Genomic DNA, 25,051 nt, shown 5'->3' with positions numbered 1-25,051 from the left:
TCTACATTAAATTAGACGAATCGATAGCATACATAGACGGAACATCTAATGTATCGGCTGTAGTAGACGAGCACGGTGGTTTCGAATGGTAACTCACGGTAGGTGGTTCGTGAATGCGTAAGCGAGAACAGGGCTCGAGATCGATCGCGAGCGCGGAGCCCCCGTCTTTGGATCTGATCTTCGATCTTCTCTCGAACCGGCGACGACGGTACGTGCTGTACTGTCTCTTCGAGCGCGCCGACGGCGTCGCCGCCGTCGACGAGCTCGTCGACGCGGTGGTTCGACTCGAGACCGAAGCCGGCGACGTCGATCGGGAGTTCGACGAACACCGGAAAACCGTCCGAACGGAGCTTCGCCACTCCCATCTTCCCAAGCTCGCCGACACCAGTCTGCTCGAACACGACCGGCGCAGCGACACCGTCCGCTACTGGAATCAGCCCTCCCTCGAGGAGTGGCTCGAGCATGCCAAACACAAGGAGCTGTAGCCGGACGGGCCATTTTTCTGCGGTCAGTAGCGGTCGACCCCGGAGTCGTGGCGTTTGCCACCGACTCTTCTCCCTGTGAAGTGATAGCATTCCCATCCTCAAAGCTTAACAGGCGAGCTACCGATACGGATCATAGAGGTGTCCTTATGACTGATCACGAACTTCCAGAACTTCCGTACGACTACGACGCACTCGAACCGGCGATCTCCGAACAGGTCGTCACCTGGCATCATGACACGCACCACCAGGGGTACGTCGACGGCCTGAACAGCGCCGAGGAAACCCTCGAGGAGAACCGCGAGAGCGGCGACTTCGGCTCGTCCGGTGCCGCGATGGAGAACGTCACCCACAACGGCAGCGGCCACTACCTCCACACGCTGTTCTGGGAGAACATGTCCCCCGACGGCGGCGGCGAACCCGAGGGCGACCTCGCCGACCGCATCGAGGAGGACTTCGGCTCCTACGACGCCTGGAAGGGCGAGTTCGAGGCCGCCGCGAGCGGCGCCGGTGGCTGGGCACTGCTCGTCTACGACCCGGTCGCCAAGCAGCTTCGCAACCTGAAGGTCGACCGCCACGACCTCCACGCGCTGTGGGGCGCCCACCCCATTCTCGCCTGCGACGTCTGGGAGCACTCGTACTACTACGACTACGGCCCGGACCGCGGCGAGTTCATCGACGGCTTCTTCGACGTCGTCAACTGGGACAAGGCCGCAGAAGAGTACGAGAAGTGCCTCGACCACTTCGAGTAAGCGACGACCTGGCAACCCACGTATTTTTATCGCACTCGTCCGCTCAGCGACGGCGATAGCGCCGCGGGCCGCGAGACGACCGTCGAGGAAGCGAGCGCGCTCGAGCCGTTGCCGACGTCGAGACCGGTGCGGTCTTGTGGCGCCGCGCCGATAGCAACGCCCATGCCAGTTCCGAAAGACGAGTTCGACGAGCTCCCGCCCTGTGACTTCTACACGCCCGCAGAGCTGTTCGAGGAGGATCAGATGTACACCGTCTACGAGATCGCGCGCCTGCTCCAGGGGCTCGAGCCCGACGCGAACATCGACCGCGAGACCGAGGACATCCTGCTGGACTGGGCGATCCCGTGGGTGATGACCAACGCCGACGAGCTCGTCGTCGCCGAGCCGCGCGACGAGGAGGAGCCCGGGTTCTACGGCCTGAAAGAGGAATGATCCTCCTCGTGGTCGGCAGCGACCGCGTCGACGCCGGCAAGACGACGTTCTCGACGGGCCTGCTCGAGCGCACCGGCGCGGTCGGCGCCAAACCCCGCGCCGGCAACGACTACTGGTTCGACCACGACGACTGTCGGCGCGCGCTCGCCAACGGTCGGCTGTACGGCAAGGACGCCGCGCGACTCGCAACCGCGGAGGCCCGCGGCCGCGAACCGGAACGGCTCAACCCCGTCCACCGGCTGTGGCGTCCGAGCCCCGGTCCCGGCACCGGGCTGCTCGGGCAGACCGACCGGGAGTTCGTCGTCGACCGGATCGGCGCTCCGAGCGAAGCCGACGAGCCGACGTACGTCCGAAACGCCACCGTCGACGTCCCCGAACGGGTCGCCTCGGCGCTGCCCCTCGAGGAGGCGATCCCCGTCGAATCGGTCGAGAAACTCAACGACGTCACGGCCGACCGATACGTGCCCGCCTTCGAGTCGCTGGCGGCGGAACTCGAGGCGACTGACGTCGCCGTCGTCGAATCCTACGGCGACATCGCCCGGCCGCTGAACGATCTCGATCCCGCGGCGATCGCCGCGGTCGCGGTCGTCGAGCCGGGGCGGGCCCGGATCTACCCCGGCGATCGGTACTGCCGGGCCTGCGAGGTCGCCAGCACGAGCCCGAAAGACGGCAGCCTCGAGAAGCGAGTGCCGACGGTTCTCGACTACCTCGATCCCCTCGAGCGGGTTCGGCTGCCGCCGCTTGCGGGCGAGGAGCGCGAGAACCCGGAACGGGTCGCCGCAGCCTACGCCGACGCCTACGACGCGCTACTCGAGGCCGCCGCCCAGGGTTAGGCCTGGCGAGCCATCTGCGAGGAGAGTTCGACGTGATCGTAGGGGTTCGTCGTCACGCTCGGGCCGTGGCCCGTGTGGAGCTCCACGAGCTCCGGGGAGATCCGATCGAGGACACGATCGATGCTCTCGATCAGCGTCTCCCGGTCGCCCTCCTCGAGGTCGGTGCGCCCGAAGCTGCCGTTCTGGAAGACGAGGTCGCCCGCAATGAGGATCCCCGCGTCGGCCGAGTAGAAACAGAGGTGGTCGTCCTTGTGGCCGGGTGTGTGGAGCGCAACGTACTCGTGGTCGCCCAACTGGACCGTCTCCTCGTCGGCGATCCCGTGATCGACCCCGTCGATCGACGGATCGTACCCCCATACCTCGACGTCGAACGCCGATTTGACCGCCTCGAGGTTGCCGACGTGGTCGGGGTGGGTGTGGGTGAGCACGACTGCGTCGAGGTCGTCGACCTGCGACTCGAGGCGGTCGACGACGTCGAAGTTCGCGCCGGGATCGACGAGCACCGTTCGCTCGCCGGTGACGAGGTAGACATTGCTGGTGAAAGCCTGGACGCCCTGCGCGAGGTTCGTGACCATACGGGCCGTACAGGAGCGGGGGGCTTGTGCGTGTCGACCTCAGTGTGGGTGCTCGAGCGGCGATCAGCGACCGAACGCGATATTCACAAGCATTTTTAGCTCCGGCACGTAGTAGGTGACGAATGACTCGGTCGGTCCCCGTCGGGGTCGGTATCCTCGTCATTACTGTCGTGCTCGCTGGCTTCACCCTCCCGATAGCGATGGCCGGCGCCGTCGACGGCAGCCAGCAATCGCTCGCGGACCGTGAGAGCGCGGTTCCGGCCCAACACGCGGTCGACGACTTCGACTCCCAGAACTTCGACAGCACGACGTTCGAGATCACCGTCCACGAGAACGGGAGCGCGACCTGGACGTTCCGCCACGAGCAGCGCCTCGGAGACGACGACGAGGAGGCGACCTTCGGCGCGTTCGCCGAGGAGTTCGAGGAGGACGAGACCGGGCTCTACGAGCGGTTCACGGATCAGGCCGAGGCGCTGACCGACACCGGCGAGGAGACGACCGACCGCGAGATGGAGGCGACCGCGTTCAACCGCTCGGCGTCGACCGAGTACCGACCCGGCGCGATGGGCGTCATCGAGATGTCGTTCGTCTGGGAGGGGTTCGCCGACGTCGAGGACGACCGCATCGTCGTCGGCGACGTGTTCCAGAACATGTATCTGGGCTCCGATCAGTCGCTCGTGGTCGAACCCGGCGACGACCTCGTGCTCACCGACGCCGATCCCGAGGGCGAGTACACCGCCACCACGATGGAGAACGCCAGTTCGATGACCTGGACCGGCGAGCAGGAGTTCCTCGACGGTCACCCCTACATCGTGCTCCAGGACGCCGACGACATCGGGAGCGACGGCACCGCGGGGACGACCGGCGGCTCGGGCGACGGAACCCTGCTCTCGTGGCCGGTGATGCTCGGCACCACCGTGGTCGTCCTCGGTGCCGTTATCGCCGGCGCGTGGTATCGAACCAGGCAGGACGAAACACCACCGGACGACTCCCCTGGCGAAGTCGACGGGCCGACCGGCCCTCGAGCGGAGCCGTCGGGGGCCGGCGCGGCGGCCGCGGAGCCGGAGGAGCAGACCGAGCCGGGACCGCTCACCGAGGAGGAACTCCTGACCGACGAGGATCGGGTGGTCAAACTCATCAGAGAGAACGGCGGTCGGATGAAACAGGTCAACATCGTCGAGGAAACCGGCTGGTCGAAGTCCAAGGTCAGCATGCTCCTCTCCGAGATGGAACGCGAGGGCGACATTAGCAAGCTCCGCGTCGGCCGCGAGAACATCATCAGTCTCGAGGGGTTCGAGCCCGAGGCGGCGAAATCGCCGTTCGACGAGTAAGGGTCGCAACCGCCACCGAACCCCGTGTCAGGGTTCGACAGAGGCGGATCGAAACGGAACCCTTAAACGGTACACGGCGTTACGAAAGAGTGCAGGCGAAAGCCGACGGACGCTCCGATAGTGTAGTCCGGCCAATCATATTGCCCTCTCACGGCAATGACCAGGGTTCGAATCCCTGTCGGAGCACTCCCACCCCGACGCCTTCTGCTGATTTTCACCGTGAACTAGCGTGAGGTAAACCGTATGGTCGTGGGCAATTCGACTCACCGGACGCATCGAACCCGACACCGTCTGGCGATTTCGATCTCATCGAGGCCAACGAAACTCGAGGGGGTAGATCGACCGCCGTCTGGCGATCGGCGAAATCGACGGGCAATTATCCACGAGGTATGGAAGCGGTCGACTCGGATTTTGAGGGTATGAAACCAGTTTTCGATGTGGTTTCGATCAGCGTAGTCGAGATGGCCACTCAATCCTAACCGCGAGAGGGCAGTCAGATAGCCAGCACCATCGACGAGAAACTCTGCGTCGGAGAGATCGTGTTTCTCGGTGAATCCCTGTAGAAACGCAGCTGCTGGATCGGTGTCTCACCGTCCAAATAGTACGACATCGAGAATGAGTTTCGCGTCGAGGTTTACTGCAGCGTACATCCAAGGTCGGCCACTGTCGATCCTGACAGCGGTTTCATCAACCGCGACCCGCGACAGCTGTGCCCCATCAGAACGCGAAGCGTTCTGAGGACGGCGCACGAGAGCGGAGCTCTCATGGACGTTGGCGGGTCCAAAGAACCTTCAGGTAGCCAACGTATCCAGTCCCCGATTGAGTTGTGAAGGTCGGTTTCGTGCGGGTGTTACCTCCCGAGAAGCATATCAGATCTTCATAAAAATACTCAAGGCCATTTCTCTCGCTTTAAATAGCAGAGTCAGAATCACTATGGCAACGCTAACCATCTGGTCTGAAAGCGGCGGCGTCGGTAAAACGACGACAGCCTTGAATCTCGCCGCGGCACTCGGTCGGGACGAGTACGAAGTATTAGTAGTCGACTTTGACCCACAACCGGCGAGCCTCACCGACCACGCAGGGTATACGAAACGGAAAAAAGCGGACCGCGAGGCGACCATCGTGGACGCGCTTCTCGACGAGGAGATCAGCGTCACAGATGTCCGTATCGAAGACGAGCTATTCGACCTCGTTCCGGCACACGAGTCGCTCGCATCGTTGGAAAGTACGGTGCGGGCCGAACAGATTTCGATGGCAGAATTTCTGCTCCGATCCGCGCTCGAGCCGGTCGAAAGCGAGTACGACTTTATTCTTATTGACCCACCTGCGACGCTGAATCTACTGGTTGATAACGCGCTTATCGCGAGCGGGAACGTGCTGATTCCGGTGGAGATGACCCGGAAGGGCGAGCGATCGGCCGAGGGCGTTATCGAGACGGTCGAGGCACTCGAAAGGCAGCTTCAGCGTGCGCAACCGGAGTTCACGTTGAACGTAGTAGGCGTACTCCCGAACAAGGTATCCGGGTCGACGCTGAATCGAGAGGTGCGCACCTCGCTCCAGGAGTCGGACATCGAGCTATTACCCGTGACGGTGCCGGATTATAACGTACTGGAGCAAGCGTGGAACGCGCAGCTCGATATTTTCCGATTCGCAGACCACGACGAGCACGGCCTCCGTCCGTATCAAGAGCAACTGCCAGAGGTTTATCGAGCACTCGCGGATAGCGTGATCGAACGCATGGAAACCGAATCCGCCACACGGCAGGTGTCCGTAGAATGAGCAAGGAAGACCGGTATTCACATCTCAGCGACGGATCCGAAACGGCTGAGTCGGCCTCAGAGGAGGGGGATGGAATCCACGTTACAGTGTCGGACGGGGCAAAAGAGGTGAAGGTCTACATCGAGGGCGAAAGTCTCCCCGACGAGAATCCTGGCGACAGGATCGAAAATCTATTCGCTGACCTCGGCGACGAATCGAATAACGACGCGGCCGAGACGGACCGATTGGCTACGTACGAGCCGCTCGCCGTTCACCGGCCACTGACGGATGGGATCGACGCATCGGGAGCCCTGGTGCGAGCGACGATCACTTCGGGAGCTATCGGTCTCAATATCGGAGCGGCCTGGATGGCAGCATTTGCATCGCCACCGACGGAAAACGAGTCGAGCCCGAGTCGCTAACGTCGGATGATCGCCGAAGTAATCGAGGCTAGAACGATGCGACTGCCAGAGAAAAGGGTGTCCTCGCACTCGGCAACTGATTCCGGCTTGTTGTACCGCTTTGGTTATGTCCAGTCAATGTAGCGCGGGCTCTAGCTCGCCGACGGCAACTCGGTCTCCTCTTCGCAGAGCACTCGAGCCAGTGCCGGGCACCGTACCGCTTCGAAACGGCTCACGAGCGAGATTCCGTGGACGGTAGCGATAGCGTAGGCGGCCAGACTGCGGAGGCTTCGAGCGCCGTGTCGACGTCGCCTATCCAATGGGCTGCCGGATGAGTCATCGCCCCGCTGGTCACGCGGGCTGGCCTTCTAGGATGGTCACCCAGTGGGTTGGATTGTCGGCCTCGTGGGTGCTGGCAGCCCGGTTCGCGTCGGCCCAATCGACAAATTCTTGATCGAGTGTACATCGATCACACCGTAGCTGGTACGACATATGACAACATTCACCGTGAGATCGCTTAATGGTATCCCAGCCGCTTCTTCCGCTGTACTGAGTTATTCATGAGCGTTTGACCCACCCGGATCGACTCGGCCGGCGATCGCCTGAGAGGAGTGACCACCGTCCCGGAGTTGTAAGATCCGAACAGCAACGTCGTACTGTACCCTAGGAACGAGCGTCTCGTCGTCGTCAATCGAGCGGAAGCCGGTTCGGCCGTAATGAATCCCACGCTCGAGCAACTCGGAGAACTGCTCGCGGTTGCCACTCGTCGCGGGTGATCGAGGTCGACGTACCGATCGACATCGATTGTTGCTAGCCCGAGGGGAGACCGGATCGCTCTGCGGCGACTTCCGTCCGTGTCTGAAAACCGCTTTTCGAACCCGATCGACGCGCTCGAGCGGTCCGAGGGAGGTCCCGCTTCAGTCACCGACATCGTTTTCGAGCTTCTGTTAACCGATAGCTTGGAGGGAAAGGGTTGTTCAACAGCTACCATTTCGTCATCTCGGCTATCGGTCCGGCAGTTGCCATTCTAGCCGGGATGCTTGCACTGATTGCGACCGTCGGCGGGGCGGTTGCTTGGATGTGTCTTTCCGTGATCGGATCAGTGATGTTCGAACTGCCTGCCGCCGAGTAGGTACGAAGAGACCGCATCTATCTCTGTGCACGGTTGTGAGAGTATGTATCGGGATTCGACCGCGTAACTCGTCTACCAGCGATAGCTATCAGGGACGCGATCAGCGGTAGTAAAGTGACCGAACAGGCTGACACTACAGAACGTAGAACGATACAGCTCCGATCCCCCCACCGCGATCGGTGACCGAGCCGTAGTGCTCGGCGGAAGTAGGGCCGGGTTCTGTGCAGCACGCATCTCGGCCGACGGGTTCGATGAAGTCGTCGTACTCGAGCAACCGCTCGAGTATCTCTGCGCTCGACGTCGATTTCTGAGCGGGGAGTCGTCGACCGAACCCGATTACACTCGCAGATGGCGATCGGTGATATCGTCGTTCAGTTCGGAAACCCGGCGATCAGCCGGCTGAACGCGGTCTCCGAAGAGGTTTCGACCGACGCGTCGTGCGTACGAGCTCGTCAGCATGACCGAGATGGCGTCACCGATGTTCGCGCCGTGGGAGTGTTGCAGTCCGATCGTGTGGCCGATCTCGTGGGCGATCGTCTCCGCGACGGCCGCCTCGACGCGGTTCGTTCCCTCGGCAGCCATCCAGGTGATCCCGTAGCGGTCGATCGGTTCACAGCACGTCGGAAGAATCGCGGGGGACGCGATACCGTTGCCCGAACTGATCTCCGGGTGGTGCGAGAGGAGGATGTGGCTGTCGACGGACGATCGCGCTCGGCTGTACTTGGCCCAGTTCACGAGCGACCGCCTCGCGGCCGGCATCTCGTCGCCGAACGTCGACAGCGTCGACGGCAGCGTCGTCACCTCCTCCGGAACGGTCAGTTCCTCGTCGATCAGTTCGAACGAGTTCGCAAACTGCGGTTCGAGAATGTCCCGCACCCCCGCTTCGGCGAGACGCTGGCCTGTGTCCCGTCGCTGGCCGCTCTCCTCGAATCCCGCCGTGAGCCCGTCGGTCTGGTAGACGGCGACGGTTATCGTCTCCGGCGCGCGAACGCGGCGCACACCACGGTCGAACGCGACTGCCCCTCCCGCAGCGGTCCCGACCCCCGTGAGGAACGTGCGCCGATCCATACACGTTCACCATGAAGTAATTCAGTATATACTTTCTGTTTAATTTAACAGTCTCTACAAAATACAAGTGGCGTGGGTTGAATGAACCTATGCAGAAACTGAACCCATGGAGAAGACCCGAGCGTCGGGCTGGTATGCCGACCGAATCGTCGAGATCTCGACTAGCCTTCGACCGCCTCCGGCGCGTCGGTTCGAGTCGGTTCGTTCGTGTCGACTCCGAGCAGTCCCGCCCACGCCTCGGCGTCCGCTTCGGGTGCGGTCACGTCCGCGAGGACGGCGTCACAGTCCCGACAGACTGTCCAGACGGCGACGTGTGGGGGTTGGCAGCACGGGTCGATCCGCTCGTCGTTTCGATCGATTGGACCGTCACAGCTCGGACAGCGCTCGAGCAGGAGTCGAATCCGCTCGAGAAGCGCCAGGCGGTCGTCGCACTCGAGATCCGACCAGCCCTCGACCGTCTCACGGAGGACCGACGCGGACGCGGTATCGGCGACGAGCGCGGCGTCGGACTCCCAGCGGAGGAGCCGGTTGCCGTCGATCGAGTACGCCCGCGGCCCGCGTTCGACGGCCTCGGAGACCGCTGCGAGGGCCTCGACGTCGTCGGCTCCCGGCGCCGACTCGCGGCGACCGACTTCGACGCGGAACGCCTCTCGGAACCGATCGGTCAGCGAGAGCGTCCCGTCGGGCGATGGGTCGGCGACCCCGGCAGCAGCGAGTTGCGTCCAGGGTTCCTCCGGCGAGGTTCCCTCGAGCGAGCGGGTCGCGATCGGTTCCTTCCCGAACAGCCGAAGGATCGACGCCGGGAGGTAGCGCTCGGTGAGTGCCGGCGTTCCCGGGACGAGATAGCCACGGAGGTAGATCGCCGCGAGGAAGCCACCGAGCGCGACCACCCCAAGTAGGCCGGTCGTAACGATCCCCAGCGTCGCCGCCAGGACGAGCGCGATCACCACGTTGACGGCCGTACACGGCAGACAGCGGTTCTCGCCCGTGTACTCCGGCTGTCGAACGGATCCGATATCTATGGGAGAGAGGCGCATTGAGTACTGTGAGAGGGTACCACGCTGTACGGCAAAAACGTTCGCGACGGATTCGAACTATCTGCCCTCGACGAGACCGTACCCAGAATTCTCGAGGTACTGCCCAGTGACGGACTCGATAGCGTTGTCAGGCGGGCTACCGACCTCGCGTGGCTTATCCACGGGCAGCCAGTAGCGTCGTCGGCACCGATGGACGGCGTTCCACCTCAGTCGAGGTCGTCGATCGGGCCGGAGTGACACTCGGGGCACCGAAGCGTTCCCTTCGTCGGGAGGTCAACGTCCCGCCGGGAAAACGTTGCCTGGCAGTTCCGACAGCGAACGGTCGCCCGCGTGTCCGGCTCGAGGCGCGCCCGCGGCAGTCGGAGGTCATCGGTGTACGGATCCATAGGTAGCTATTGTCTACCACAGTAATGAATCCTCGGACGGCCCAGTAGCCGTGGCCGGTGGCGAAAGCGGTTCGCTAGCAGCCACCGGTTCGACCGTTCTCAGCCCTCAGGGTGCCACATACCGCGGTACCGGATGCACTCGAGACCGGTCAAAAGGGACCGGCCCACGCAATGAGGGCCGTCATTCTTCCTGAGTCCCTTGCACGACTGTCGAACGTTCCGAAAACTGCGTACTCGACTCCGAAGACTACTACTATGAGTTCGAACGATCTACTCGTCGATAAGTGTTCAGTGTGTGAAACGTACTTCGCCGTCACCTCGAGCGCCGACCTCCAGCGGCGACTCAACGCCCACGAGCTCGAGCAACACGGCAAGGTCAAGCCGACGCGAGTCGACCACCGCGCGGCGAACCACCGGTAGCGACGCCCAGCTTTTTCGAGGACTGTCTCTGGTATCGAGCGAACGGCGGGGGGTACCCTTATGCGGTCTCACATAATCCGTTATGACGAATGCGTTCGCGAACGTTCTGGGTGCTCGACGACGAGGATCGGCCGATCGTCGACGACCTCGCCATCGGGCTCGGACGGACGCCCGCACGGGTCCTGGCGTACCTGCTGTTGCGGGCCGACCGCGAGGACGACCCCGCGACGACGATCCAGCTTCGGGTCGGGACCGAGCTGAGCCGATCGCCGATCAGCGACGCGGTCACCCGGCTCGAGACTGACGGGCTGATCGAGCGCTCCACGGTCGCAAGCGTCAACCAGGGACGGCCGCCGTCGGCCTGGCAACCGGCCAACGACCTCGCCTCGAGCCGCCGTCGGGTGTACGAGCGACACGCGGCGACGCTGCTCGAGCGGGCGGACGAGATCTTTCGGGAGGACGCGACGAACCGGGAGCCGAAGGCGGTCGACGAGCCGAAGCTGACCGTCGCACTGAACTGGCGGCCGAACGGGCTTCACGTTCCGCTGTACGCGGCCGCCGAGTCGGGCTGGTACGACGAGTACGGGGTCGACGTCGGGTTCGAACACCACGAGGGATCCCGACGCGCGGTCGATCGGATCGACGCCGGCGAGGCGGACGTCGCGGTCGCCGGCGCCGCGACCGTCCTCCGGGCCAGGGCGGCCGGCGTGCCGATCGTGCCGATCGCGGTTCTCTACCAGCGCGCAATGACGGTGCTGTACTCCACCCGTGACGTCTTCGGCACGGAGCTTCGCGGCGTCGACCAGCTTCGAGGACAACGGATCGGCATGCCCGCCCGTTCCGAGACGGGAGTGCTCGGTCGTCTGTTCGTCTCCCAGACGGCCCTCGAGGGAGATCTCGAGATCGAGGAGACGACCGGCGAGGAACGGACGGCGCTGCTGACGGGGGAGGCGGACGTCGTCACCGGCTCCATCACCGACCCGCGGGAGCTCGAGGAACGCGGCGAGACCGTCGACACGCTGTTGCTCACCGACCACTTCCCGGTCTACGGGCCGACGATCGTCGCCCGAGAACAGGCGCTGGAGCGGCGTCGGTCGTCGCTCGAGGCCCTCCTCGCGGGGACGGCCGGCGGCTGGCGGGAGGCAACCCGCGATCCCGACCCGGCGGCGGCGCGAATCGCCGACCGCGGCGACGACGAGCCCGAGCGCGTCCGAGAGACGTTCGAGCGAGCGGTCCGGGAGTTCGGGCACAGCGACGACACACGTGAACGCGGCTGGGGCTGGCAGCGCGAGCGAACCTGGGATCGACTCCGAACGGCGCTCGAGCAGGGGGAGCTGCTTGCGGAGGGAACGTGATCGACCTCGAGAGCGTCGGCGTCGCGTTCGACGAGTTCACCGCGGTTGCCGACGTCGACCTCGGGATCGACGACGGGGAGTTCGTCACCGTCGTCGGCCCCTCGGGCTGCGGAAAGACGACGGTGCTGCGCGCGATCGGCGGACTCCAGGAGCCGACGACGGGACGCGTGACCATCGACGGCCGATCGCCGTCGGTCGCACAGGAGGCGGGCGACGTCGGGTTCGTCTTCCAGCAACACACGCTGCTCCCCTGGAAGAGCGCCCTCGAGAACGTCGTCTTTCTCCGAAAGATGGCCGACAAACCACCGGATCGCGAGGGCGCGCGGGCGTTGCTCGAGACGATGGGGCTCGACGGGTTCGAGGACGCCCGGCCAGCCGCGCTCTCGGGCGGGATGAAACAGCGCGTCGCCATCGCTCGAGCGATCCACCTCGGGGCGGACGTGCTGTTGATGGACGAGCCGTTCGGCGAACTCGACGAGATCACCCGCGACGAGCTCGGCGTCGAGATCCGGTCGCTCTGGCGTCGCGAGCGGAAGACGATCGTCTTCGTCACTCACAGCGTCCCCGAGGCGGTGTTTCTCGGGGATCGGTGCGTCGTAATGTGCGACCGGCCGGGGCGAATCGAGGCGACGTTCGACATCGACCTGCCCGGTCCTCGGGATACGGAGTCGCTCGGCTCGGGGGCGTTCCAGGAACAGGTCGCGGCCGTCCGCCGGACGCTGCACGAGAGCTATGACTGAACGGATCAGCGTCGCCGGTAGCGGTGCCGTCTACCCCGTGAGCGCACTTTGTGCGGGCGTCGCGCTCTGGTGGGCGCTGACGGCACTCGGCGACATCCCGCCGTTTCTCCTTCCCGCTCCCGACGCCGTCGTCGCGCGACTGGCCGGCAATCCGGAGCTGTACCTCGTGAACGCGCTGTTCACCCTCGAGAAGGTCGTCTACGGCGGCGCGATCGGGATCGGGGCGGGAATCGCCCTCGCCGCCTTCGTCGCGTACGTCCCGTGGTTTCGCCGGGCGGTCTATCCCTACCTCGTGACGGTCCGGGTGTTGCCGAAGCTCGCGATCGCCCCGCTGTTGCTCATCTACCTCGGCACGGGGATGACGACGGCGATCGTCTTCGTCGCGCTCATCACCTTCTTCCCGCTGGTGTTGAACACCGCGGCGGGGCTCGATCGCACCCCGACGGCCCACCACGACCTGCTGCGGTCGGTCGACGCCGGGCCGATCGAGCGGATCCTGTACGTCGACGTTCCCTACGCGATCCCCGACATCTTCGCCGGCCTGAAACAGTCGGTGACCCTCGCGGTCGTCGGCGCGGTCGTCGCCGAGTGGGTCGTCGCCGACAACGGGCTGGGCTTTCTGATCCTGATGGGTTCGGAGAACGTCCGTCCCGACGTCATGCTCGCGGCGCTTGTCGTCCTGTTGCTCGTGGGACTGGCGCTGTACGGGATCGTCGTCCTCGTCCAGCGACGCGTCCACGAACGGCTCGGGCTCGAGACCCTCGACTGACGCCCGTCGAGAACCGGGAGATGGTGTCGCGATCAGTGCCAGAACGCGCGCTCGAGGACGACGGGAACGAGATAGAAGCCGATCCCGACCACGGAGAGGACGACCAGCGCGGCGTAGGTCTCCGCCGTCCGGAGGTACGCCGCCGTCTCGAACACCCGGTAGCCGAGCCCGGCGTTGAGCGTGACGAACTCGGCGACGACCGCGCCGATGACCGACAGCGTCGCGGCGATCTTGAGCCCGGCGAAGACGCTCGGCGCGGCCGCCGGGATCCGGATGTGGACGAACACTGCCGTCGGCGACGCATCGACCGTCCGCAGCAGCTCGAGGTACGACTCCGGGGTGCCGCGAAGTCCGTCGAGGGTCGCGATCGTGATTGGGAACACCGTCAGCGTGGTGACGACCAGCGCTCGAGCGGGAACGCCGCGGCCGAACCACAGAAAGAGTAGCGGGGCGATCGCGATCACCGGCGCGATGCGGAGCGCGACGACGTACGGGAGGATCGTGCTCGCCGCTCGACGGGAGCCGATCATCGCGAAGGCGAGGCCAGCACCGACGACGGTGCCGGCGACGAGTCCGATTCCAGCCGTTGCCGCCGTGACGGCGGCGTCGCCGAGCAGCGTCGGATACGTCTCGCCGAGCGTCGCCCCGACCTCGGCCGGCGACGGCAACACGATCGTCGGCACGTCGTAGTAGACGACGGCGCCGTGCCACGCTAAGAGCAACAGGACGAACACGATCGTCGGCGGGAGCAGCCGCGTCACGAGCCCGTGGACGACCGTTCGGGAGCCCTCGAGGACGTCGCGACTGCTCGGGACCCGCTCGAGCCGTCGCCCGCCGCGTCGGTCGGCCTGCTCGTCGATCATGCGGGGCGTCGGTCTCGACTCTCGAGTGCTGCGGGCCGGTTACTCATCGATCCGGTCGGCGAACTCCGCGACGTACTCGTCCTCGCTGTCGAGGTAGTCGTTCGTCCAGACGTCGGCCGGGTCGACCTCGTTCTCGAGGGCGTCGCCGTCGGCGAGCACGTCGTAGGTTTCCTCCCACGGCTCCGGAGCACTCGCTCCCCAGCCCTCCGTCTCGACCGTCTCCGAGAGCATGTACCCGGTGTACATCTCCTCCCACTTGTCGGCCTGATTCTCCCGGGTCTCCTCGAGTTCGGGCTGGACGTCGACGAGGTGGTCGATCGCCTCGTCCGGATTCTGAGCCGCCCAGACGGCGCCCCGCGCGGTCGCCCGGAGGAACGCCTCGACCGTGTCGGGGTTCTCCTCGGCGAAGGAGTCGTCGGTCGTGATCAGGTGGCCGTAGGAGGGGACGGCGTCTTCGATCTCGAGGACGTCGATCTCCCGGTCCTGGTGTCTGGCGTCGACGACGTCGCTGAAGACGCCGCCCGCGACGTCGATCTCGCCGGCCAGCAGTTGCTGGACGGTGTCGAAGCCGGCGTCGACGTACTCGACGGTGTCGAGGAGGTCGTGATGAGCGAGGTATGCCTCGGTCATCGTCCGGACCATTCCCGGACCGCTGCCGACCGTGACGCCCTCGAGCTGTTCCGGATCGGTGAGCTCCCCGAACCCCTCGCGGTCGGCGAAGACGACGTTCGGGTTTCGCTGCATGACGATGCCGACCGCCCGCGGCGACAGCTCGTTGCTGTTGACCGCCAGTATCTGGTCGCCGCTCGAGATCGCGAACTCGGTGTTGCCGAGTCCGGCCTGGTTCGCTGCGAAGTCGGAGCCATCGCCGCTCTTGAACTCGACGTCGGTAAACCCCTCCTCCTCGTAGAACCCGTTCTCGCGGGCGGCAACGTAGGGCGTGTGAAGTCCGCCCATGTTCCAGTTGAGCAGTAGCGAGACGGACTCTACCGCGACCCCGTCCTCCGCGGACGGATCGCCGTCTCCGCTCCCGCCGAGTCGACCGGCACACCCCGAGAGGGCGACCGCGCCACCGAGGGCGAGGACCCCACGTCGTGTACTTTGTGTGTAATTCACACTCTCACCAGTAGTGGTTGTCAACGAAAGACTGTATAAATCATTTGGATTAAGGTTTAAGTACTCGAGTACCGAACCGCTACCGACCGGCCGACATTGTACTCCGTTTCGCTGTAGTAGGCAGTCCGTTGACACGATTCGAGACGTAGTAATAACTGATTTCTATCATGGTGCCGACGACTCTCCCGCGACAGGACCCGACGCTATGCGAATCGATAGCCTCGTTGTTATCGGAGAGCCGACAGAGACGCTCCAGAGCGCATAATTTCGAGTTTTAATTATAGATTTATTATAATAAGGTCTAAGATCGTGTACGTTGGCCACACACAACGCATGGTGAATGAAACCACGGGACGCATAACGGACGACGGGGAGCGTGACACATGACGACGGCACAGATTACGGACGAAGCACAACGACAGCTAGCCCGGACGCTCGACGTCGATGAGGTCCGCGACGGCGATCAGCTGACGATCGAGCGGCTGCGCGACGAGGTAGAGCGGACGGACGATCCCGAGTTCGCCTCGATGGGCGAATCGATTCGGAGCGATCTCTCGGGGAAGCTGGACGCCGAGTTGCTCGAGACGCAACTCGAGGAGCTCTCGAGACAGCTCGAGCGCCTGCCGGAGGTCCGGGAACAGGGAATCCCGGAGGGTGAAACCGAAGCGGAGGTGCTCTATCGCGAGCTCGCCGAACCCGGCTGGGAGATCTACGAACATCTCGTCGACGTCGACTTCTTCGAGAGTCTCGAGGCGAACCTGCCGCGGTTCACGCCGGAACACATCGAGGGGACGGCCCACGAGCTGATCGCCACCGACGAGCTGACGGCCGAACTCGAGGCGCTCGGGTTCGACGAGCAAGAGCGGATCGCGCTCGTCATGGACGTCACGAACAACAACGATCGGCTCGCCCGGTGGGTACCGACGAAGGAGATCCCCGCCGAGGTAGAGTTCGGCGTCGAACACGTCCCGCCGCTTCACCAGCGGGCGGCCGGCGGGACGTTGCTGTGGATCAATGCGCTCGACGTCCACCTCTGGCAGAACCGAGTTCTCGTCACCGAGGAGATTCTCGACGACGGCTACTGGGATATCAAAGCGCTGCTCGGCGGGTTCCACCTGCTGGCGCAGGCGGCGCTCGATATCACCCGCGAGGAGGGGCTGACCGACTCGCAGCTGACCGCCGCGATCACCGCCGGTGCGGCGATCATGATCGTCAATCAGGAGGAGATCTGCAAGAACATGTTCTGGATCACGGAAGAGATGCGTGCGCCATCCGAAGCGAGGTAATCATCAATGTCACTCGAAGAAGACAGGGCCGTACAGGCCGCAAAGGATACGGTTGTTAGGGAGACTGACCAGGGGTTCCGCGTGCTCGGATCCCCCGAAAAATCGGTAACACACCAGCACGACGTCGATCGGATCGAGGAGTTCGACGTCACCAACGAGATGATTCAGGAGTCCGGCGATAACCCGGAGGCCTGGCTCACCTACGGCGGGAACTACGAACAACACCGTCGCACGACGGCCGACGTCATCACGCCCGACAACGTCGCCGACCTCGAGGTCGAGTACATGCTCGACGTCGGCGCCGGCTCGAGCATGGAGGGGACGCCGCTGATCGTACCGGGCGATCCGCCGATCATGTATCAGTCGAACGGCCCGAACCACGTCAAGGCCATCGACGCTCGGGAGGGTGACATCCTCTGGAGCTATACGTACGCCGTCCCCTCGGACGTCGTGCTCTGCTGTGACGACAACAACCGCGGCGTCGCCGCCTACGGCGACAAGGTGTTCATGACGACGCTCGACTCGGGCGTCGTCGCCCTCGATCGCTACACCGGCGAGGAGGAGTGGTACACCTCGACCGCCGACCACGAGGAGGGGTACTCCGCAACCTGGGCGCCGGTCGCGTTCGACGGGATGATCTTCACCGGCAGCGCCGGCGGCGAGTACGGCGTTCGCGGGTTCCACACGGCACTCGACGCCGAAACCGGCGAGGAGGTCTGGCACACCTGGACCTCCCCCGAGACCGAGTGGGTTGGCGACAGCATCAACCAGTCCTGTGCGACGAACTGGATGAACGCGACGATCGACGTCGAGGAGCGACGACTCTACCTGCCGATCGGCAACCCCGGGCCGGACTTCGACGGCTCCGTCCGTCCAGGACCGAACCGAAACAGCTGCGGGACGCTCGCGCTCGACATGGACACCGGTGAACGGCTGTGGACCCATCAGGAGGTTGCCCACGACGTCTGGGACTACGACTCCGCGGCGCCCCGGATCCTCATCCGGGATATGGAAATCGAACACCGCAACACGACCAAAGACGTCGTCGTCTCCGCGGGTAAGACGGGCTGGGTCTACACGATGGACACCGGGACGGGCGAGCTCATCGAGCGCAGCGAACCCGGCGTCCAGCAGCTGAACATGTACCGGATGATCCCGCACATCGACGAGGGTCGCCGGATGCCGTTCATGCCCGGCGCGATGGGGGGCAACGACTGGCAACCGCCAGCCTACAACCCCGAGACCGGGCTCGCGTACATGAAGATGAACAACTCGCCCCAGGAGGCCTGGTGGCGCTTCGAGGAGTACGAGGAGGGCAAGAAGTACTGGGGCGGAATCCTGGAAGACCAGACTGAAGCCGTTCCCGAGGAGTACAACGAGAAGATCAGCGCCATCGTCGCGATCAACCCCGAAACCGGCGAACGCGTCTGGCGCGACTGGATCGAGAGCGACGCCTACATCTGGGGCGGCATGGTGACGACCGAGACCGGTGTCGTCTTCACCGGCACCCAGAACGGCGACTTCATCGCCTACGACGGCGAGAGCGGCGACCGCCTCTGGGAGTACGACCTCGGCGAGGCGTCGATCGCCGGCAGTCCGATGAGCTGGTACGATTCCGACGCCGGAAAGCAGTACGTCGCGATCCAGGTCGGCGGCAGCGGTTGGCTCCGTCGCGGTGCCGGCGGCCGCGACACTCGACTGGCCGTCTTCTCGCTGTCGGAGTGAGCGACCGACGACGTTCTTTTTTGGCCCGCCGACCGATCAGCGACCGGTGTTCGGCCGAGCCACGATAACGATGTACGGCTCCGTCCGACCCGCCAGCTCGAGACGCTCGAGGGTCTCGATCTCGAACCCGGCCTCGAGGACACGATCGACCCAGTACGCCTCCGGGTCGGGATCGCCCGCGACGTCGTCGGGTACGAGCGGAAGTTCGAGAACGCCGACCGTCGCGTCGGCCGTACAGACCCGTCGGAGCTCCGAGAGTGCGTCCTCGGCACTCGAGGCCGGAAGATCGTGCAACACCCGGCAGGCGGTCGCGACATCGACCGAGCTGTCTCGAAGCGGGAGCGTCGCCGCGTCGCCGGCCACCGGCTCGACGTCGATCCCGGCGCGGTCGGCGTTGCGCCGCGCCAGTCGCGGTCCGTTCCCGAGGATGACGCGGTCGTCGAAGACGTCGAGACCGACGACGTCCGTTCCGTCCGGAACGTGCGGTGCGATCCCCACAAGGGACCGGCCCGTGCCGCAGCCGACGTCGAGAACCCGATCCGCTCGGTCGAGCGGGAGTCGGCTCGCGAGGGCATCGTACTTCGCTCGCTCGAGCGACCACGGCGTCGGACCCACCAGCTGACGCAGCGTCCGGAACCCGCGAACGGCCGCAACTGAGGCGACGAGCGACGCAGCCGCCCGCCGGCTTCGGGACCGCGTTCGGCTCCCGACGACGGCCGCAACTGCGATCGCGACCGCCGCGAGCGCGAGCGATCGGAACCGTCGCCGCCAGTGGTAGACGCCGAAGTAGTACCGGGGTCCGAGCACACTCACTCGACGCTGAGATCGCTCCCGCCGTGGGCTTCCTCGAACTCGAGTTCGATCTCGAGCTCCGAGGTTCGCTGGCCGGAGAACTCGATCTCGACCTCGATCGGCTCTCGGTACTCGAAGGGGATCTCCCAGCTGCTGCCCGAGATCGTCAGCGACGCGTCGTTCTCGAGCGCGTCGGCGATCTCGCGGAGAAAGCTCGCCGTCTCGGTTCGCGAGAGGTAGATCTCCTGTTCGAAGAAGCCGTCCGTGATGACCCTCCGCTCGGGATCGTCGTCGTCGGGGAACTCGACGTTGTTCGTCATGGTGACGTGTACCACGCCGTCAATACATAAATGTGCGTGACGGCGTCCGGGAGGTGACGGAACACTCAACTATCGGCTGCGTGTACGGTAGTTCATGACGCTGCTCGAGGCGCTGGGAAACGCTCGACGACTAAAGATCATTCGAGAACTCTCTCGGGAGCCGAAGTACGTCTCCGAACTCGCCGAATCCGTCGGAATGAACGGGAAGTCGGCCGTCCACCACCTCGGGGTGCTCGAGGAGGCGGGACTCGTCGACCACTACCGACGCGGGAATCGCAAGTACTACCGCCTCGTCAGCGACGTGGAACTGTACGCTGCGCCGCCGCCAGAACGGACGTTCATCCTTCAGACCAGGGAGCAGTCCGACGAGTCAGCGTAACGAGGGGACCCCGTTTCCGGTCGACGTTCGTCGCTTCGCCTCGAGTTCGAAGCGGTAGCTAAAGCTATTTACATTACCATGTTGATTGTGCCCGTATGCCAGAGTGTGCACACTGTGGAGAGGAGTACCCGGCACCAGGTCCGTACAAGAGTCACGTACTCACGTGTACGAACGAGAACGGGGCGGTCGCCGCGGACGAACCGGTCGAAGAGACCGCGTCCGAGTCGTCCGACTCGAGCTCGGAGGCGGAATCCGAGGCGACGACGATGGATCAGTATATCGAGCGCGTCGTCGACAACCGACTCGAGACGGTCGAGTCCGAACTCACGCAGATGTCCGAGGATGTCGACGAACTCGAGAACTTCGCGACGATCAGCCTCGGCGAGCGACGGCTCGATCAGGCCGAAGCGAACCTCTCGGAGTACTCGGCGTCGCTCACCGACCTCTCCGAGCGAACGCTCGAACAGGTCAACGAACTCGAGTCGCAACTCGAGTACCAGACGGTCGTGCTCGCGACGGCACTCGACGCGCTTGCCGAGGCCGACGTCGACGTCGACACCGACCCGATAGACGCCTACCGCCAGGACCAGATCGTCACCGAGCAGTCGCCCACGAAGCGGCTCGAGGAGGCCATCGAGAAACTCGAATCCTGACCCGTCGGCGATCGTTCCGGCCTTCGGCGTCGGAGAACGTCAAACTTCTCGGACCCCAATAACTCGATCCTGTAGGTAGTCGAGATACATCGCGTTGTAGACGAGTTTTACCTCGTCGCTGGCCGGAAGCGCCTGGCAGGTGAGAACGATCCCTCGCTCTTCGACCTCCTCGTCGGTGAGGATGAGATCCATGTCCATCTCGACGTCGCCCTCGTAGACGATGCCGGCGCAGTTCGCACACGAGGCGGCGCGACACTCGTAGGGCCACTCGAACCCCTGATCTTCAGCGGCGTCGAGGATGTACCGTCGGCCGGTGATCTCGACCCGTCCGTAGTCGTCATCCCCCAGATCGGCCTCCGCTGCCTTCTCGAAGAGGTTCTCGTCGTCCATATCCCATCCCTGTTCGCTCAGGATCTCGTAGTTGAGGTACTCGACGGTGCGGACGGGTCCCTCGTCGCCGTCGCCGTCACCGCGCTCCGCGGCGTCCTCGCCGAGCCTGACGTGAGGGAGGTTGTGTGACATACACAACCACTAGCCGTGCACACACTTAGCATCGGTGGTCGCCTCCGGCGCTCGGTTCAGACCCGCTCAACCGTCGTTGACGAACGCGTCGAACCCGTCCACCCCTCGAGCGAACGCCTCGGGCGTCTCCTCGTCGGCCGTCTGGAGGGCTCGTTCGAAGTGATCGGCCGTTAGCTCGAGGCTCTCGAGGGAGGGCGTCGCTCCGACTTTCCTGTCGATCGGGTCATCGCGCTCACCGTTGGCGGACGTCTCGACGTAGTCGCGAACGGCGTTCATCGCCGCAGTCCGGCAGATACCCTCGATATCGGAGCCGACAGCACCCTCGGTCCGCTCGGCGAGTGTCCCGAGGTCGACGTCCGCCGCGAGCGGGCGATCCCGAAGGTGGATCTCGAAGATCTCCCGCCTGGCCGCCTCGTCGGGCTCTCCGACGCGAACGTGTTGTTCGAACCGCCCCGCCCGCAAGAGCGCGTCGTCGATCCGATCCGGTCGGTTCGTCGTCGCGAGGACGACGACGTCCTCGAGTTCTTCGAGCCCGTCGAGTTCGGTCAGGAGCTGGCTGACGACGCGTTCGCCGACCGCCGTCTCGCTGGAATCGCTTCGGGTGCCGGCGATGGCGTCGATCTCGTCGAACACGAGCACCGTCGGCGCGTTCTCGCGGGCCTTACTGAAAACATTCCGAATCCCGCGTTCCGACTCGCCGACGTACTTGTCGACGAGTTCGGGCCCCTTGATCGAGATGAAGTTCGACTGAGCCTCGTTCGCGACGGCCCGTGCGAGCAGCGTTTTCCCGGTCCCTGGCGGGCCGTACAGCAGGACGCCGGTCGCCGGGCGTAGCGAGACGCGGTCGAAAGCGTCGGCGTACTCGAGGGGCCACTGGACCGTCTCCCGGAGGGTTCGGGTTACCTCTTCGAGCCCGCCGACGTCCTCCCAGGTCGCGTCCGGCACCTCGACGAACACCTCTCGCATCGCCGACGGTTCGATCTCGCGTACCGCCGCTTCGAGATCCGACTCATCGATCTCGACGGCGTCCAGTCGGTCGGTCGGCAGTTCGATGGAATCGCTCGAGGAGTCGGCTCGCAGCCGACGCAGCGCACACATTGCGCTCTCCCTGATCAAGTTCTCAAGATCCGCCCCAACGAAGCCGTGGGTGCGCTCGGCGTAGCGCTCGAGATCGATCGAGTCATTGATGGAGACGTCGGCCGCGTGGATCCCGAGGATTTCGGCTCGCTCGTCGGCGTCCGGCACGCCGATCTCGACCTCGCGGTCGAACCGGCCCGGGCGGCGGAGGGCGGGATCGACGGAGTCGACGCGGTTCGTCGTCCCGACGACGACGACCTGGCCTCTGTCGTCACCGCCGTCGAGCAGGGAGAGCAACTGGGCGACGATCCGGCGCTCGACGTCGCCCACGTCCTCCCGTTTCGGCGCGATGGCGTCGATCTCGTCGATGAAGACGATCGCCGGGGCGTTCTCCTCGGCCTCCTCGAACACCTCTCGGAGCCGTTCCTCGCTCTCGCCGTGGTACTTCGAGACGATCTCCGGACCCCGAAGCGTCTGAAAGTGGGCGCCGACCTCGTTGGCCATCGCGCGGGCGATGAGCGTCTTCCCGGTCCCCGGCGGTCCGTACAGAAGGACTCCCTTCGGCGGGTCGATGCCGAGTCGATCGAACACGCCGGGATACCGCATCGGCAACTCGACGACCTCCCGCACCTGCTCGAGTTCGTCCGCGAGGCCGCCGACGTCGTCGTAGGTCACCACGGGATCCGTCGCATCGCAGTCCTCCTCGTCGACCGCCGCCGGTTCGGGAGCGATGACGATCGACGTCCACTCCTCGACGACGGCGGGATCGGCCGGATCGACGTCGACGACTTCGATCGGAACGGATCGGGAGGCTTCGGCGTCAATTCGTACCGTCTCCCCGTCCGAAACGACGCGGCCGACGAGGGCATCTCGCTGAGCGAACTCGAGCGCCTCGGCGGAGGAAACGTCGTCGGGTAACGCTATCGAGACCCGTTCGGCCGACCTGACCTCGGCCGGTTCGACACGGACACGTTCTCCAGTATCGACGTCGAGTCGCTCCGAGACCTCCCGATCGAGACGGATCGTTCGCTCCGCCCGCTCCTCGGACGGCCGCGACAGCACCTCGACAATGGTCGATTCCCCTGTTGGCCCCTCGAGGGCGACGTACTCTCCGGATTCGACACTGAGCGAGGCCATCACGTCTCGCTCGAGGACGGCGACGGAGCGTTCCCGCTGGTTCGAGGCGAGCGGTTTGACGGTGAGTTTCATCGATAGAGTCGTCCTTTGGTAACGTGTCACGCTCGAAGGCAAGAACGTTTGGATCGATTGCGGGGTCGAGGTCCGAACGGTCGCATAGTCGGTCCGTCCGGATCATCGTGTTTAATTAAGCGAATTCCACCAGACTGCGAAGGCTTGCAGCCATGTTTCAGCGGTGGCTGGATCGACGTGGCTAAAGCTATTGCTGAATGAGGATGTGCGTCGTTTTATCTCCCTAAAGACACGTTCGACAGCGTTCCGACTTCCGTGACGTTCGGTTTGAAATCGGAGCCCGGCTCGTTGCAATGCAGCCGCTAGATGGTGTGCTTGATCGACGAGAAACACGGCGTCAGCGACGTCATGTTTCTCACGAAGCTCTCGCAGAAACCGTTGAGTCAATGCCGTTGTAGTCGTTGTAAAGAGCTACATATGCAAGAAATCGTTCGTCTCGGGATCGACAGCAGCGTACAGCCAGAACTGTTGACCGTTGATTCGGATCACTGTCTCGTCGACCGCAACGTGATCCGGACTCGCGTCGCTGGCGGGCTGTAGATCGGCTTTCTGCACCCAGTCGTGGACAGCTTTCCGCGACCGTTCGACACCGAACTTCTCAAGTTCAGAGATGGTATTCGAAAGCGATAACCCCGCAAGATGGAGTCGAATACCCAGTTCCATCAGACGACGCGGTGTCCGCTCTCGCTCCACAAACCCTAATTCGATCCAGTCGCTACAACCACTGAGGCGGGCGATTTTCGCCATGAACCAGCTGAAAATCACCCCGCCTCATCCTTTAGCCTTAACTAAACACGACCGTCCGGATCGAACGAATGCTTATCAGAGATGACGTTGAGAGATAACATGGAACATGACAGACAGCGACTTAGAGGACTTCCTGATCCTCCGCGCGCTCGACGACCCAATCACGGAATCCGAACTCGAGGCCGCCGGCGAGCAGTCGGGAGAGACTCTCGAGGAACTCCGCGACGAGGGGGTCGGAATCCGGTGGGTCGACTCCGAAGTACTGACGAACGAGAACGGAAAGATCACGGGCACCTTCTGTCACTATCGAGCCGAAGGCACGGACGCCGTTCGCGAACACGCCGAGCGAGCGGGCCTCCCGGCGACGCGAATCGACCGGCGAGGGGAGCCGCTCGAGGGCGAGTAGCACCGGTCTCGCTGGTGTCCAGTCGGAGCGAAGCGATTGCTCTGCGGACACTCGACTCTTGGCGATATCGTACGTGGTCGATCGTAGGCAACGTCTGTTTCGACCGACAGCGAGTCTGCTGACCGCTCTCGGTGGGAAGGATAACAGCTACCGTGGTCGGCGTTTCGACTCTCGGTAACTGAAGTGTATGAAAGGGAGCGGCGAATCGGATTTCCCAGAGGGTCTCCCACTCCAGTACTCCCCGAAACGCAGGCGAGCTTATCTTCCGTGTTCGGGATGGGTACGGGAGGTACCTCGCCGCTGTGGCCGCTGTAATGCCGACCGACGGAATCGAACCGTCGTTAAACCACTGTCGGTCGCCGATATGAGTGGTGGCGGCGAATCGGATTTCCCAGAGGGTCTCCCACTCCAGTACTCCCCGAAACGCTGGCGAGCTTATCTTCCGTGTTCGGGATGGGTACGGGAGGTACCTCGCCGCTGTGGCC

At 64.1% G+C, this 25,051-nt stretch carries 28 protein-coding genes, 1 tRNA gene, 2 rRNA genes and 2 pseudogenes; 18 read left to right on the top strand and 15 right to left on the bottom strand.

The features are described from left to right. Window positions 1-113 precede the first annotated feature (113 nt). The gene (locus C491_RS15325) at window positions 114-485 is read left to right on the top strand and encodes a DUF7344 domain-containing protein (RefSeq protein WP_049892129.1); all 372 of its coding nucleotides are present in this window, start codon (window positions 114-116) and stop codon (window positions 483-485) included. 146 nt (window positions 486-631) lie between these two features. Then, window positions 632-1,234, top strand: coding sequence for a superoxide dismutase (sod, locus tag C491_RS15320; RefSeq protein WP_005557908.1), 603 nt, complete (start codon window positions 632-634; stop codon window positions 1,232-1,234). A gap of 26 nt (window positions 1,235-1,260) precedes the next feature. Here the strand turns inward: sod and C491_RS22960 are convergent, their stop codons facing one another. Further along, window positions 1,261-1,398: a hypothetical protein gene (locus C491_RS22960; RefSeq protein ID WP_160167160.1), complete on the bottom strand. Its 138-nt coding sequence runs from the start codon at window positions 1,396-1,398 to the stop codon at window positions 1,261-1,263. Between C491_RS22960 and C491_RS15315 the strand changes: the two genes are divergently transcribed. Both C491_RS15315 and C491_RS15310 read left to right on the top strand, forming a co-directional pair. Then, the gene (locus C491_RS15315; protein WP_005557905.1) at window positions 1,397-1,666 is read left to right on the top strand and encodes a DUF5827 family protein; all 270 of its coding nucleotides are present in this window, start codon (window positions 1,397-1,399) and stop codon (window positions 1,664-1,666) included. The two genes, C491_RS22960 and C491_RS15315, sit on opposite strands and share 2 nt — an antisense overlap. Next, window positions 1,663-2,499, top strand: a complete 837-nt coding sequence (locus C491_RS15310) for a hypothetical protein (RefSeq protein ID WP_005557903.1) — start codon at window positions 1,663-1,665, stop codon at window positions 2,497-2,499. The genes C491_RS15315 and C491_RS15310 overlap by 4 nt, the downstream gene beginning before the upstream one ends. On the opposite strand, the gene C491_RS15305 is transcribed toward C491_RS15310, so the two are convergent. After that, window positions 2,496-3,074 (bottom strand): MBL fold metallo-hydrolase, encoded by a 579-nt coding sequence (locus C491_RS15305; protein WP_005557901.1) that lies wholly within the window; start codon window positions 3,072-3,074, stop codon window positions 2,496-2,498. The genes C491_RS15310 and C491_RS15305 overlap by 4 nt on opposite strands. A gap of 122 nt (window positions 3,075-3,196) precedes the next feature. On the opposite strand from C491_RS15305, the gene C491_RS15300 reads away from it, so the two are divergent. Then, complete coding sequence (locus tag C491_RS15300) at window positions 3,197-4,405, top strand: helix-turn-helix transcriptional regulator (RefSeq protein ID WP_005557898.1); 1,209 nt, start codon at window positions 3,197-3,199, stop codon at window positions 4,403-4,405. A gap of 111 nt (window positions 4,406-4,516) precedes the next feature. Beyond that, window positions 4,517-4,591 (top strand) — tRNA-Glu (locus tag C491_RS15295). A gap of 182 nt (window positions 4,592-4,773) precedes the next feature. Here the strand turns inward: C491_RS15295 and C491_RS22030 are convergent. After that, window positions 4,774-5,118: pseudogene (locus C491_RS22030) on the bottom strand (DDE-type integrase/transposase/recombinase); the annotation flags it as partial. 220 nt (window positions 5,119-5,338) lie between these two features. Here C491_RS22030 and C491_RS15290 point away from each other — a divergent pair. The 3 genes from C491_RS15290 (at window position 5,339) to C491_RS24010 (ending at window position 7,696) form a co-directional block, all read left to right on the top strand. Next, window positions 5,339-6,184: a ParA family protein gene (locus C491_RS15290; protein WP_005557896.1), complete on the top strand. Its 846-nt coding sequence runs from the start codon at window positions 5,339-5,341 to the stop codon at window positions 6,182-6,184. Beyond that, entirely contained in the window at window positions 6,181-6,585 is a 405-nt protein-coding gene (locus C491_RS15285; protein ID WP_005557894.1) for a hypothetical protein, read from the top strand. Before C491_RS15290 ends, C491_RS15285 begins: the two co-directional genes overlap by 4 nt. A 952-nt stretch (window positions 6,586-7,537) precedes the next feature. Continuing rightward, complete coding sequence (locus C491_RS24010; RefSeq protein ID WP_275040015.1) at window positions 7,538-7,696, top strand: DUF5058 family protein; 159 nt, start codon at window positions 7,538-7,540, stop codon at window positions 7,694-7,696. Between the two features lie 336 nt (window positions 7,697-8,032). On the opposite strand, the gene C491_RS15280 is transcribed toward C491_RS24010, so the two are convergent. The 3 genes from C491_RS15280 to C491_RS15270 form a co-directional block, all read right to left on the bottom strand. Further along, complete coding sequence (locus tag C491_RS15280) at window positions 8,033-8,764, bottom strand: zinc-dependent metalloprotease family protein (RefSeq protein WP_083909367.1); 732 nt, start codon at window positions 8,762-8,764, stop codon at window positions 8,033-8,035. 161 nt (window positions 8,765-8,925) lie between these two features. Continuing rightward, entirely contained in the window at window positions 8,926-9,801 is an 876-nt protein-coding gene (locus C491_RS15275) for a hypothetical protein (RefSeq protein WP_005557890.1), read from the bottom strand. A 206-nt stretch (window positions 9,802-10,007) separates the two neighbouring features. Further along, window positions 10,008-10,187 carry a hypothetical protein gene (locus C491_RS15270; RefSeq protein WP_005557889.1) on the bottom strand — a complete coding sequence of 60 codons (180 nt, stop codon included), beginning with the start codon at window positions 10,185-10,187 and terminating at the stop codon, window positions 10,008-10,010. A 255-nt stretch (window positions 10,188-10,442) separates the two neighbouring features. On the opposite strand from C491_RS15270, the gene C491_RS23330 reads away from it, so the two are divergent. From C491_RS23330 to C491_RS15255, 4 genes are all read left to right on the top strand, one after another. Continuing rightward, complete coding sequence (locus C491_RS23330; RefSeq protein ID WP_005557887.1) at window positions 10,443-10,607, top strand: hypothetical protein; 165 nt, start codon at window positions 10,443-10,445, stop codon at window positions 10,605-10,607. 89 nt (window positions 10,608-10,696) lie between these two features. Continuing rightward, the gene (locus C491_RS15265; protein ID WP_005557885.1) at window positions 10,697-11,962 is read left to right on the top strand and encodes an ABC transporter substrate-binding protein; all 1,266 of its coding nucleotides are present in this window, start codon (window positions 10,697-10,699) and stop codon (window positions 11,960-11,962) included. Beyond that, complete coding sequence (locus C491_RS15260) at window positions 11,959-12,702, top strand: ABC transporter ATP-binding protein (protein ID WP_005557883.1); 744 nt, start codon at window positions 11,959-11,961, stop codon at window positions 12,700-12,702. Before C491_RS15265 ends, C491_RS15260 begins: the two co-directional genes overlap by 4 nt. Further along, window positions 12,695-13,471, top strand: a complete 777-nt coding sequence (locus tag C491_RS15255) for an ABC transporter permease (protein WP_005557881.1) — start codon at window positions 12,695-12,697, stop codon at window positions 13,469-13,471. The genes C491_RS15260 and C491_RS15255 overlap by 8 nt, the downstream gene beginning before the upstream one ends. 32 nt (window positions 13,472-13,503) lie before the next feature. Here the strand turns inward: C491_RS15255 and C491_RS15250 are convergent, their stop codons facing one another. Beyond that, the gene (locus C491_RS15250; protein WP_005557879.1) at window positions 13,504-14,334 is read right to left on the bottom strand and encodes an ABC transporter permease; all 831 of its coding nucleotides are present in this window, start codon (window positions 14,332-14,334) and stop codon (window positions 13,504-13,506) included. 39 nt (window positions 14,335-14,373) lie between these two features. Continuing rightward, window positions 14,374-15,450: an ABC transporter substrate-binding protein gene (locus tag C491_RS15245; protein WP_005557877.1), complete on the bottom strand. Its 1,077-nt coding sequence runs from the start codon at window positions 15,448-15,450 to the stop codon at window positions 14,374-14,376. Between the two features lie 383 nt (window positions 15,451-15,833). On the opposite strand from C491_RS15245, the gene C491_RS15240 reads away from it, so the two are divergent. Together C491_RS15240 and C491_RS15235 are read left to right on the top strand one after the other, a co-directional pair. After that, complete coding sequence (locus C491_RS15240) at window positions 15,834-16,736, top strand: hypothetical protein (RefSeq protein WP_005557875.1); 903 nt, start codon at window positions 15,834-15,836, stop codon at window positions 16,734-16,736. 6 nt (window positions 16,737-16,742) lie between these two features. Next, on the top strand, window positions 16,743-18,461 hold the full coding sequence (locus C491_RS15235; protein WP_005557873.1) for a pyrroloquinoline quinone-dependent dehydrogenase: 1,719 nt from the start codon (window positions 16,743-16,745) through the stop codon (window positions 18,459-18,461). 36 nt (window positions 18,462-18,497) lie between these two features. Here the strand turns inward: C491_RS15235 and C491_RS15230 are convergent, their stop codons facing one another. Together C491_RS15230 and C491_RS15225 are read right to left on the bottom strand one after the other, a co-directional pair. Next, the gene (locus C491_RS15230) at window positions 18,498-19,268 is read right to left on the bottom strand and encodes a class I SAM-dependent methyltransferase (RefSeq protein WP_005557871.1); all 771 of its coding nucleotides are present in this window, start codon (window positions 19,266-19,268) and stop codon (window positions 18,498-18,500) included. A 2-nt stretch (window positions 19,269-19,270) separates the two neighbouring features. Next, the gene (locus C491_RS15225) at window positions 19,271-19,573 is read right to left on the bottom strand and encodes an amphi-Trp domain-containing protein (RefSeq protein WP_005557869.1); all 303 of its coding nucleotides are present in this window, start codon (window positions 19,571-19,573) and stop codon (window positions 19,271-19,273) included. A 94-nt stretch (window positions 19,574-19,667) separates the two neighbouring features. Between C491_RS15225 and C491_RS15220 the strand changes: the two genes are divergently transcribed. Together C491_RS15220 and C491_RS15215 are read left to right on the top strand one after the other, a co-directional pair. Then, entirely contained in the window at window positions 19,668-19,952 is a 285-nt protein-coding gene (locus C491_RS15220) for an ArsR/SmtB family transcription factor (protein ID WP_005557867.1), read from the top strand. Between the two features lie 95 nt (window positions 19,953-20,047). After that, window positions 20,048-20,605: a hypothetical protein gene (locus tag C491_RS15215; RefSeq protein WP_005557864.1), complete on the top strand. Its 558-nt coding sequence runs from the start codon at window positions 20,048-20,050 to the stop codon at window positions 20,603-20,605. A 39-nt stretch (window positions 20,606-20,644) separates the two neighbouring features. Here the strand turns inward: C491_RS15215 and fer are convergent, their stop codons facing one another. From fer to C491_RS15200, 3 genes and pseudogenes are all read right to left on the bottom strand, one after another. Further along, window positions 20,645-21,127: a ferredoxin Fer gene (fer, locus tag C491_RS15210; protein ID WP_005557861.1), complete on the bottom strand. Its 483-nt coding sequence runs from the start codon at window positions 21,125-21,127 to the stop codon at window positions 20,645-20,647. Between the two features lie 66 nt (window positions 21,128-21,193). After that, the gene (locus C491_RS15205; protein ID WP_005557859.1) at window positions 21,194-23,413 is read right to left on the bottom strand and encodes a CDC48 family AAA ATPase; all 2,220 of its coding nucleotides are present in this window, start codon (window positions 23,411-23,413) and stop codon (window positions 21,194-21,196) included. A 111-nt stretch (window positions 23,414-23,524) separates the two neighbouring features. Continuing rightward, window positions 23,525-24,160, bottom strand: a pseudogene (locus C491_RS15200) (IS6 family transposase). Between the two features lie 106 nt (window positions 24,161-24,266). Here C491_RS15200 and C491_RS15195 point away from each other — a divergent pair. Then, window positions 24,267-24,566, top strand: a complete 300-nt coding sequence (locus tag C491_RS15195; RefSeq protein WP_005557857.1) for a DUF4242 domain-containing protein — start codon at window positions 24,267-24,269, stop codon at window positions 24,564-24,566. A gap of 192 nt (window positions 24,567-24,758) precedes the next feature. On the opposite strand, the gene rrf (C491_RS15190) is transcribed toward C491_RS15195, so the two are convergent. Next, a 5S ribosomal RNA gene (gene rrf, locus C491_RS15190) occupies window positions 24,759-24,880 on the bottom strand. A 55-nt stretch (window positions 24,881-24,935) separates the two neighbouring features. Continuing rightward, window positions 24,936-25,051 (bottom strand): 5S ribosomal RNA (rrf, locus tag C491_RS15185); the annotation flags it as partial.

The organism is Natronococcus amylolyticus DSM 10524 (assembly GCF_000337675.1).
Lineage (GTDB): Archaea > Halobacteriota > Halobacteria > Halobacteriales > Natrialbaceae > Natronococcus > Natronococcus amylolyticus.
Note: the sequence above shows the minus strand (reverse complement) of the source record. Positions and strands in the feature narration are given on the sequence as shown.

Excerpts from the sequence above, each read along its gene's own strand:
- C491_RS15325 (WP_049892129.1), top strand. The coding sequence starts at position 114 with ATGCGTAAGCGAGAACAGGGCTCGAGATCGATCGCGAGCGCGGAGCCC.
- sod (WP_005557908.1), top strand. The coding sequence starts at position 632 with ATGACTGATCACGAACTTCCAGAACTTCCGTACGACTACGACGCACTC.
- C491_RS15315 (WP_005557905.1), top strand. The coding sequence starts at position 1,397 with ATGCCAGTTCCGAAAGACGAGTTCGACGAGCTCCCGCCCTGTGACTTC.
- C491_RS22960 (WP_160167160.1), bottom strand. The coding sequence starts at position 1,398 with ATGGGCGTTGCTATCGGCGCGGCGCCACAAGACCGCACCGGTCTCGAC.
- C491_RS15310 (WP_005557903.1), top strand. The coding sequence starts at position 1,663 with ATGATCCTCCTCGTGGTCGGCAGCGACCGCGTCGACGCCGGCAAGACG.
- C491_RS15305 (WP_005557901.1), bottom strand. The coding sequence starts at position 3,074 with ATGGTCACGAACCTCGCGCAGGGCGTCCAGGCTTTCACCAGCAATGTC.
- C491_RS15300 (WP_005557898.1), top strand. The coding sequence starts at position 3,197 with ATGACTCGGTCGGTCCCCGTCGGGGTCGGTATCCTCGTCATTACTGTC.
- C491_RS15290 (WP_005557896.1), top strand. The coding sequence starts at position 5,339 with ATGGCAACGCTAACCATCTGGTCTGAAAGCGGCGGCGTCGGTAAAACG.
- C491_RS15285 (WP_005557894.1), top strand. The coding sequence starts at position 6,181 with ATGAGCAAGGAAGACCGGTATTCACATCTCAGCGACGGATCCGAAACG.
- C491_RS15280 (WP_083909367.1), bottom strand. The coding sequence starts at position 8,764 with ATGGATCGGCGCACGTTCCTCACGGGGGTCGGGACCGCTGCGGGAGGG.
- C491_RS15275 (WP_005557890.1), bottom strand. The coding sequence starts at position 9,801 with ATGCGCCTCTCTCCCATAGATATCGGATCCGTTCGACAGCCGGAGTAC.
- C491_RS15270 (WP_005557889.1), bottom strand. The coding sequence starts at position 10,187 with ATGGATCCGTACACCGATGACCTCCGACTGCCGCGGGCGCGCCTCGAG.
- C491_RS23330 (WP_005557887.1), top strand. The coding sequence starts at position 10,443 with ATGAGTTCGAACGATCTACTCGTCGATAAGTGTTCAGTGTGTGAAACG.
- C491_RS15265 (WP_005557885.1), top strand. The coding sequence starts at position 10,697 with ATGCGTTCGCGAACGTTCTGGGTGCTCGACGACGAGGATCGGCCGATC.
- C491_RS15255 (WP_005557881.1), top strand. The coding sequence starts at position 12,695 with ATGACTGAACGGATCAGCGTCGCCGGTAGCGGTGCCGTCTACCCCGTG.
- C491_RS15250 (WP_005557879.1), bottom strand. The coding sequence starts at position 14,334 with ATGATCGACGAGCAGGCCGACCGACGCGGCGGGCGACGGCTCGAGCGG.
- C491_RS15240 (WP_005557875.1), top strand. The coding sequence starts at position 15,834 with ATGACGACGGCACAGATTACGGACGAAGCACAACGACAGCTAGCCCGG.
- C491_RS15235 (WP_005557873.1), top strand. The coding sequence starts at position 16,743 with ATGTCACTCGAAGAAGACAGGGCCGTACAGGCCGCAAAGGATACGGTT.
- C491_RS15225 (WP_005557869.1), bottom strand. The coding sequence starts at position 19,573 with ATGACGAACAACGTCGAGTTCCCCGACGACGACGATCCCGAGCGGAGG.
- C491_RS15220 (WP_005557867.1), top strand. The coding sequence starts at position 19,668 with ATGACGCTGCTCGAGGCGCTGGGAAACGCTCGACGACTAAAGATCATT.
- C491_RS15215 (WP_005557864.1), top strand. The coding sequence starts at position 20,048 with ATGCCAGAGTGTGCACACTGTGGAGAGGAGTACCCGGCACCAGGTCCG.
- fer (WP_005557861.1), bottom strand. The coding sequence starts at position 21,127 with ATGTCACACAACCTCCCTCACGTCAGGCTCGGCGAGGACGCCGCGGAG.
- C491_RS15205 (WP_005557859.1), bottom strand. The coding sequence starts at position 23,413 with ATGAAACTCACCGTCAAACCGCTCGCCTCGAACCAGCGGGAACGCTCC.
- C491_RS15195 (WP_005557857.1), top strand. The coding sequence starts at position 24,267 with ATGACAGACAGCGACTTAGAGGACTTCCTGATCCTCCGCGCGCTCGAC.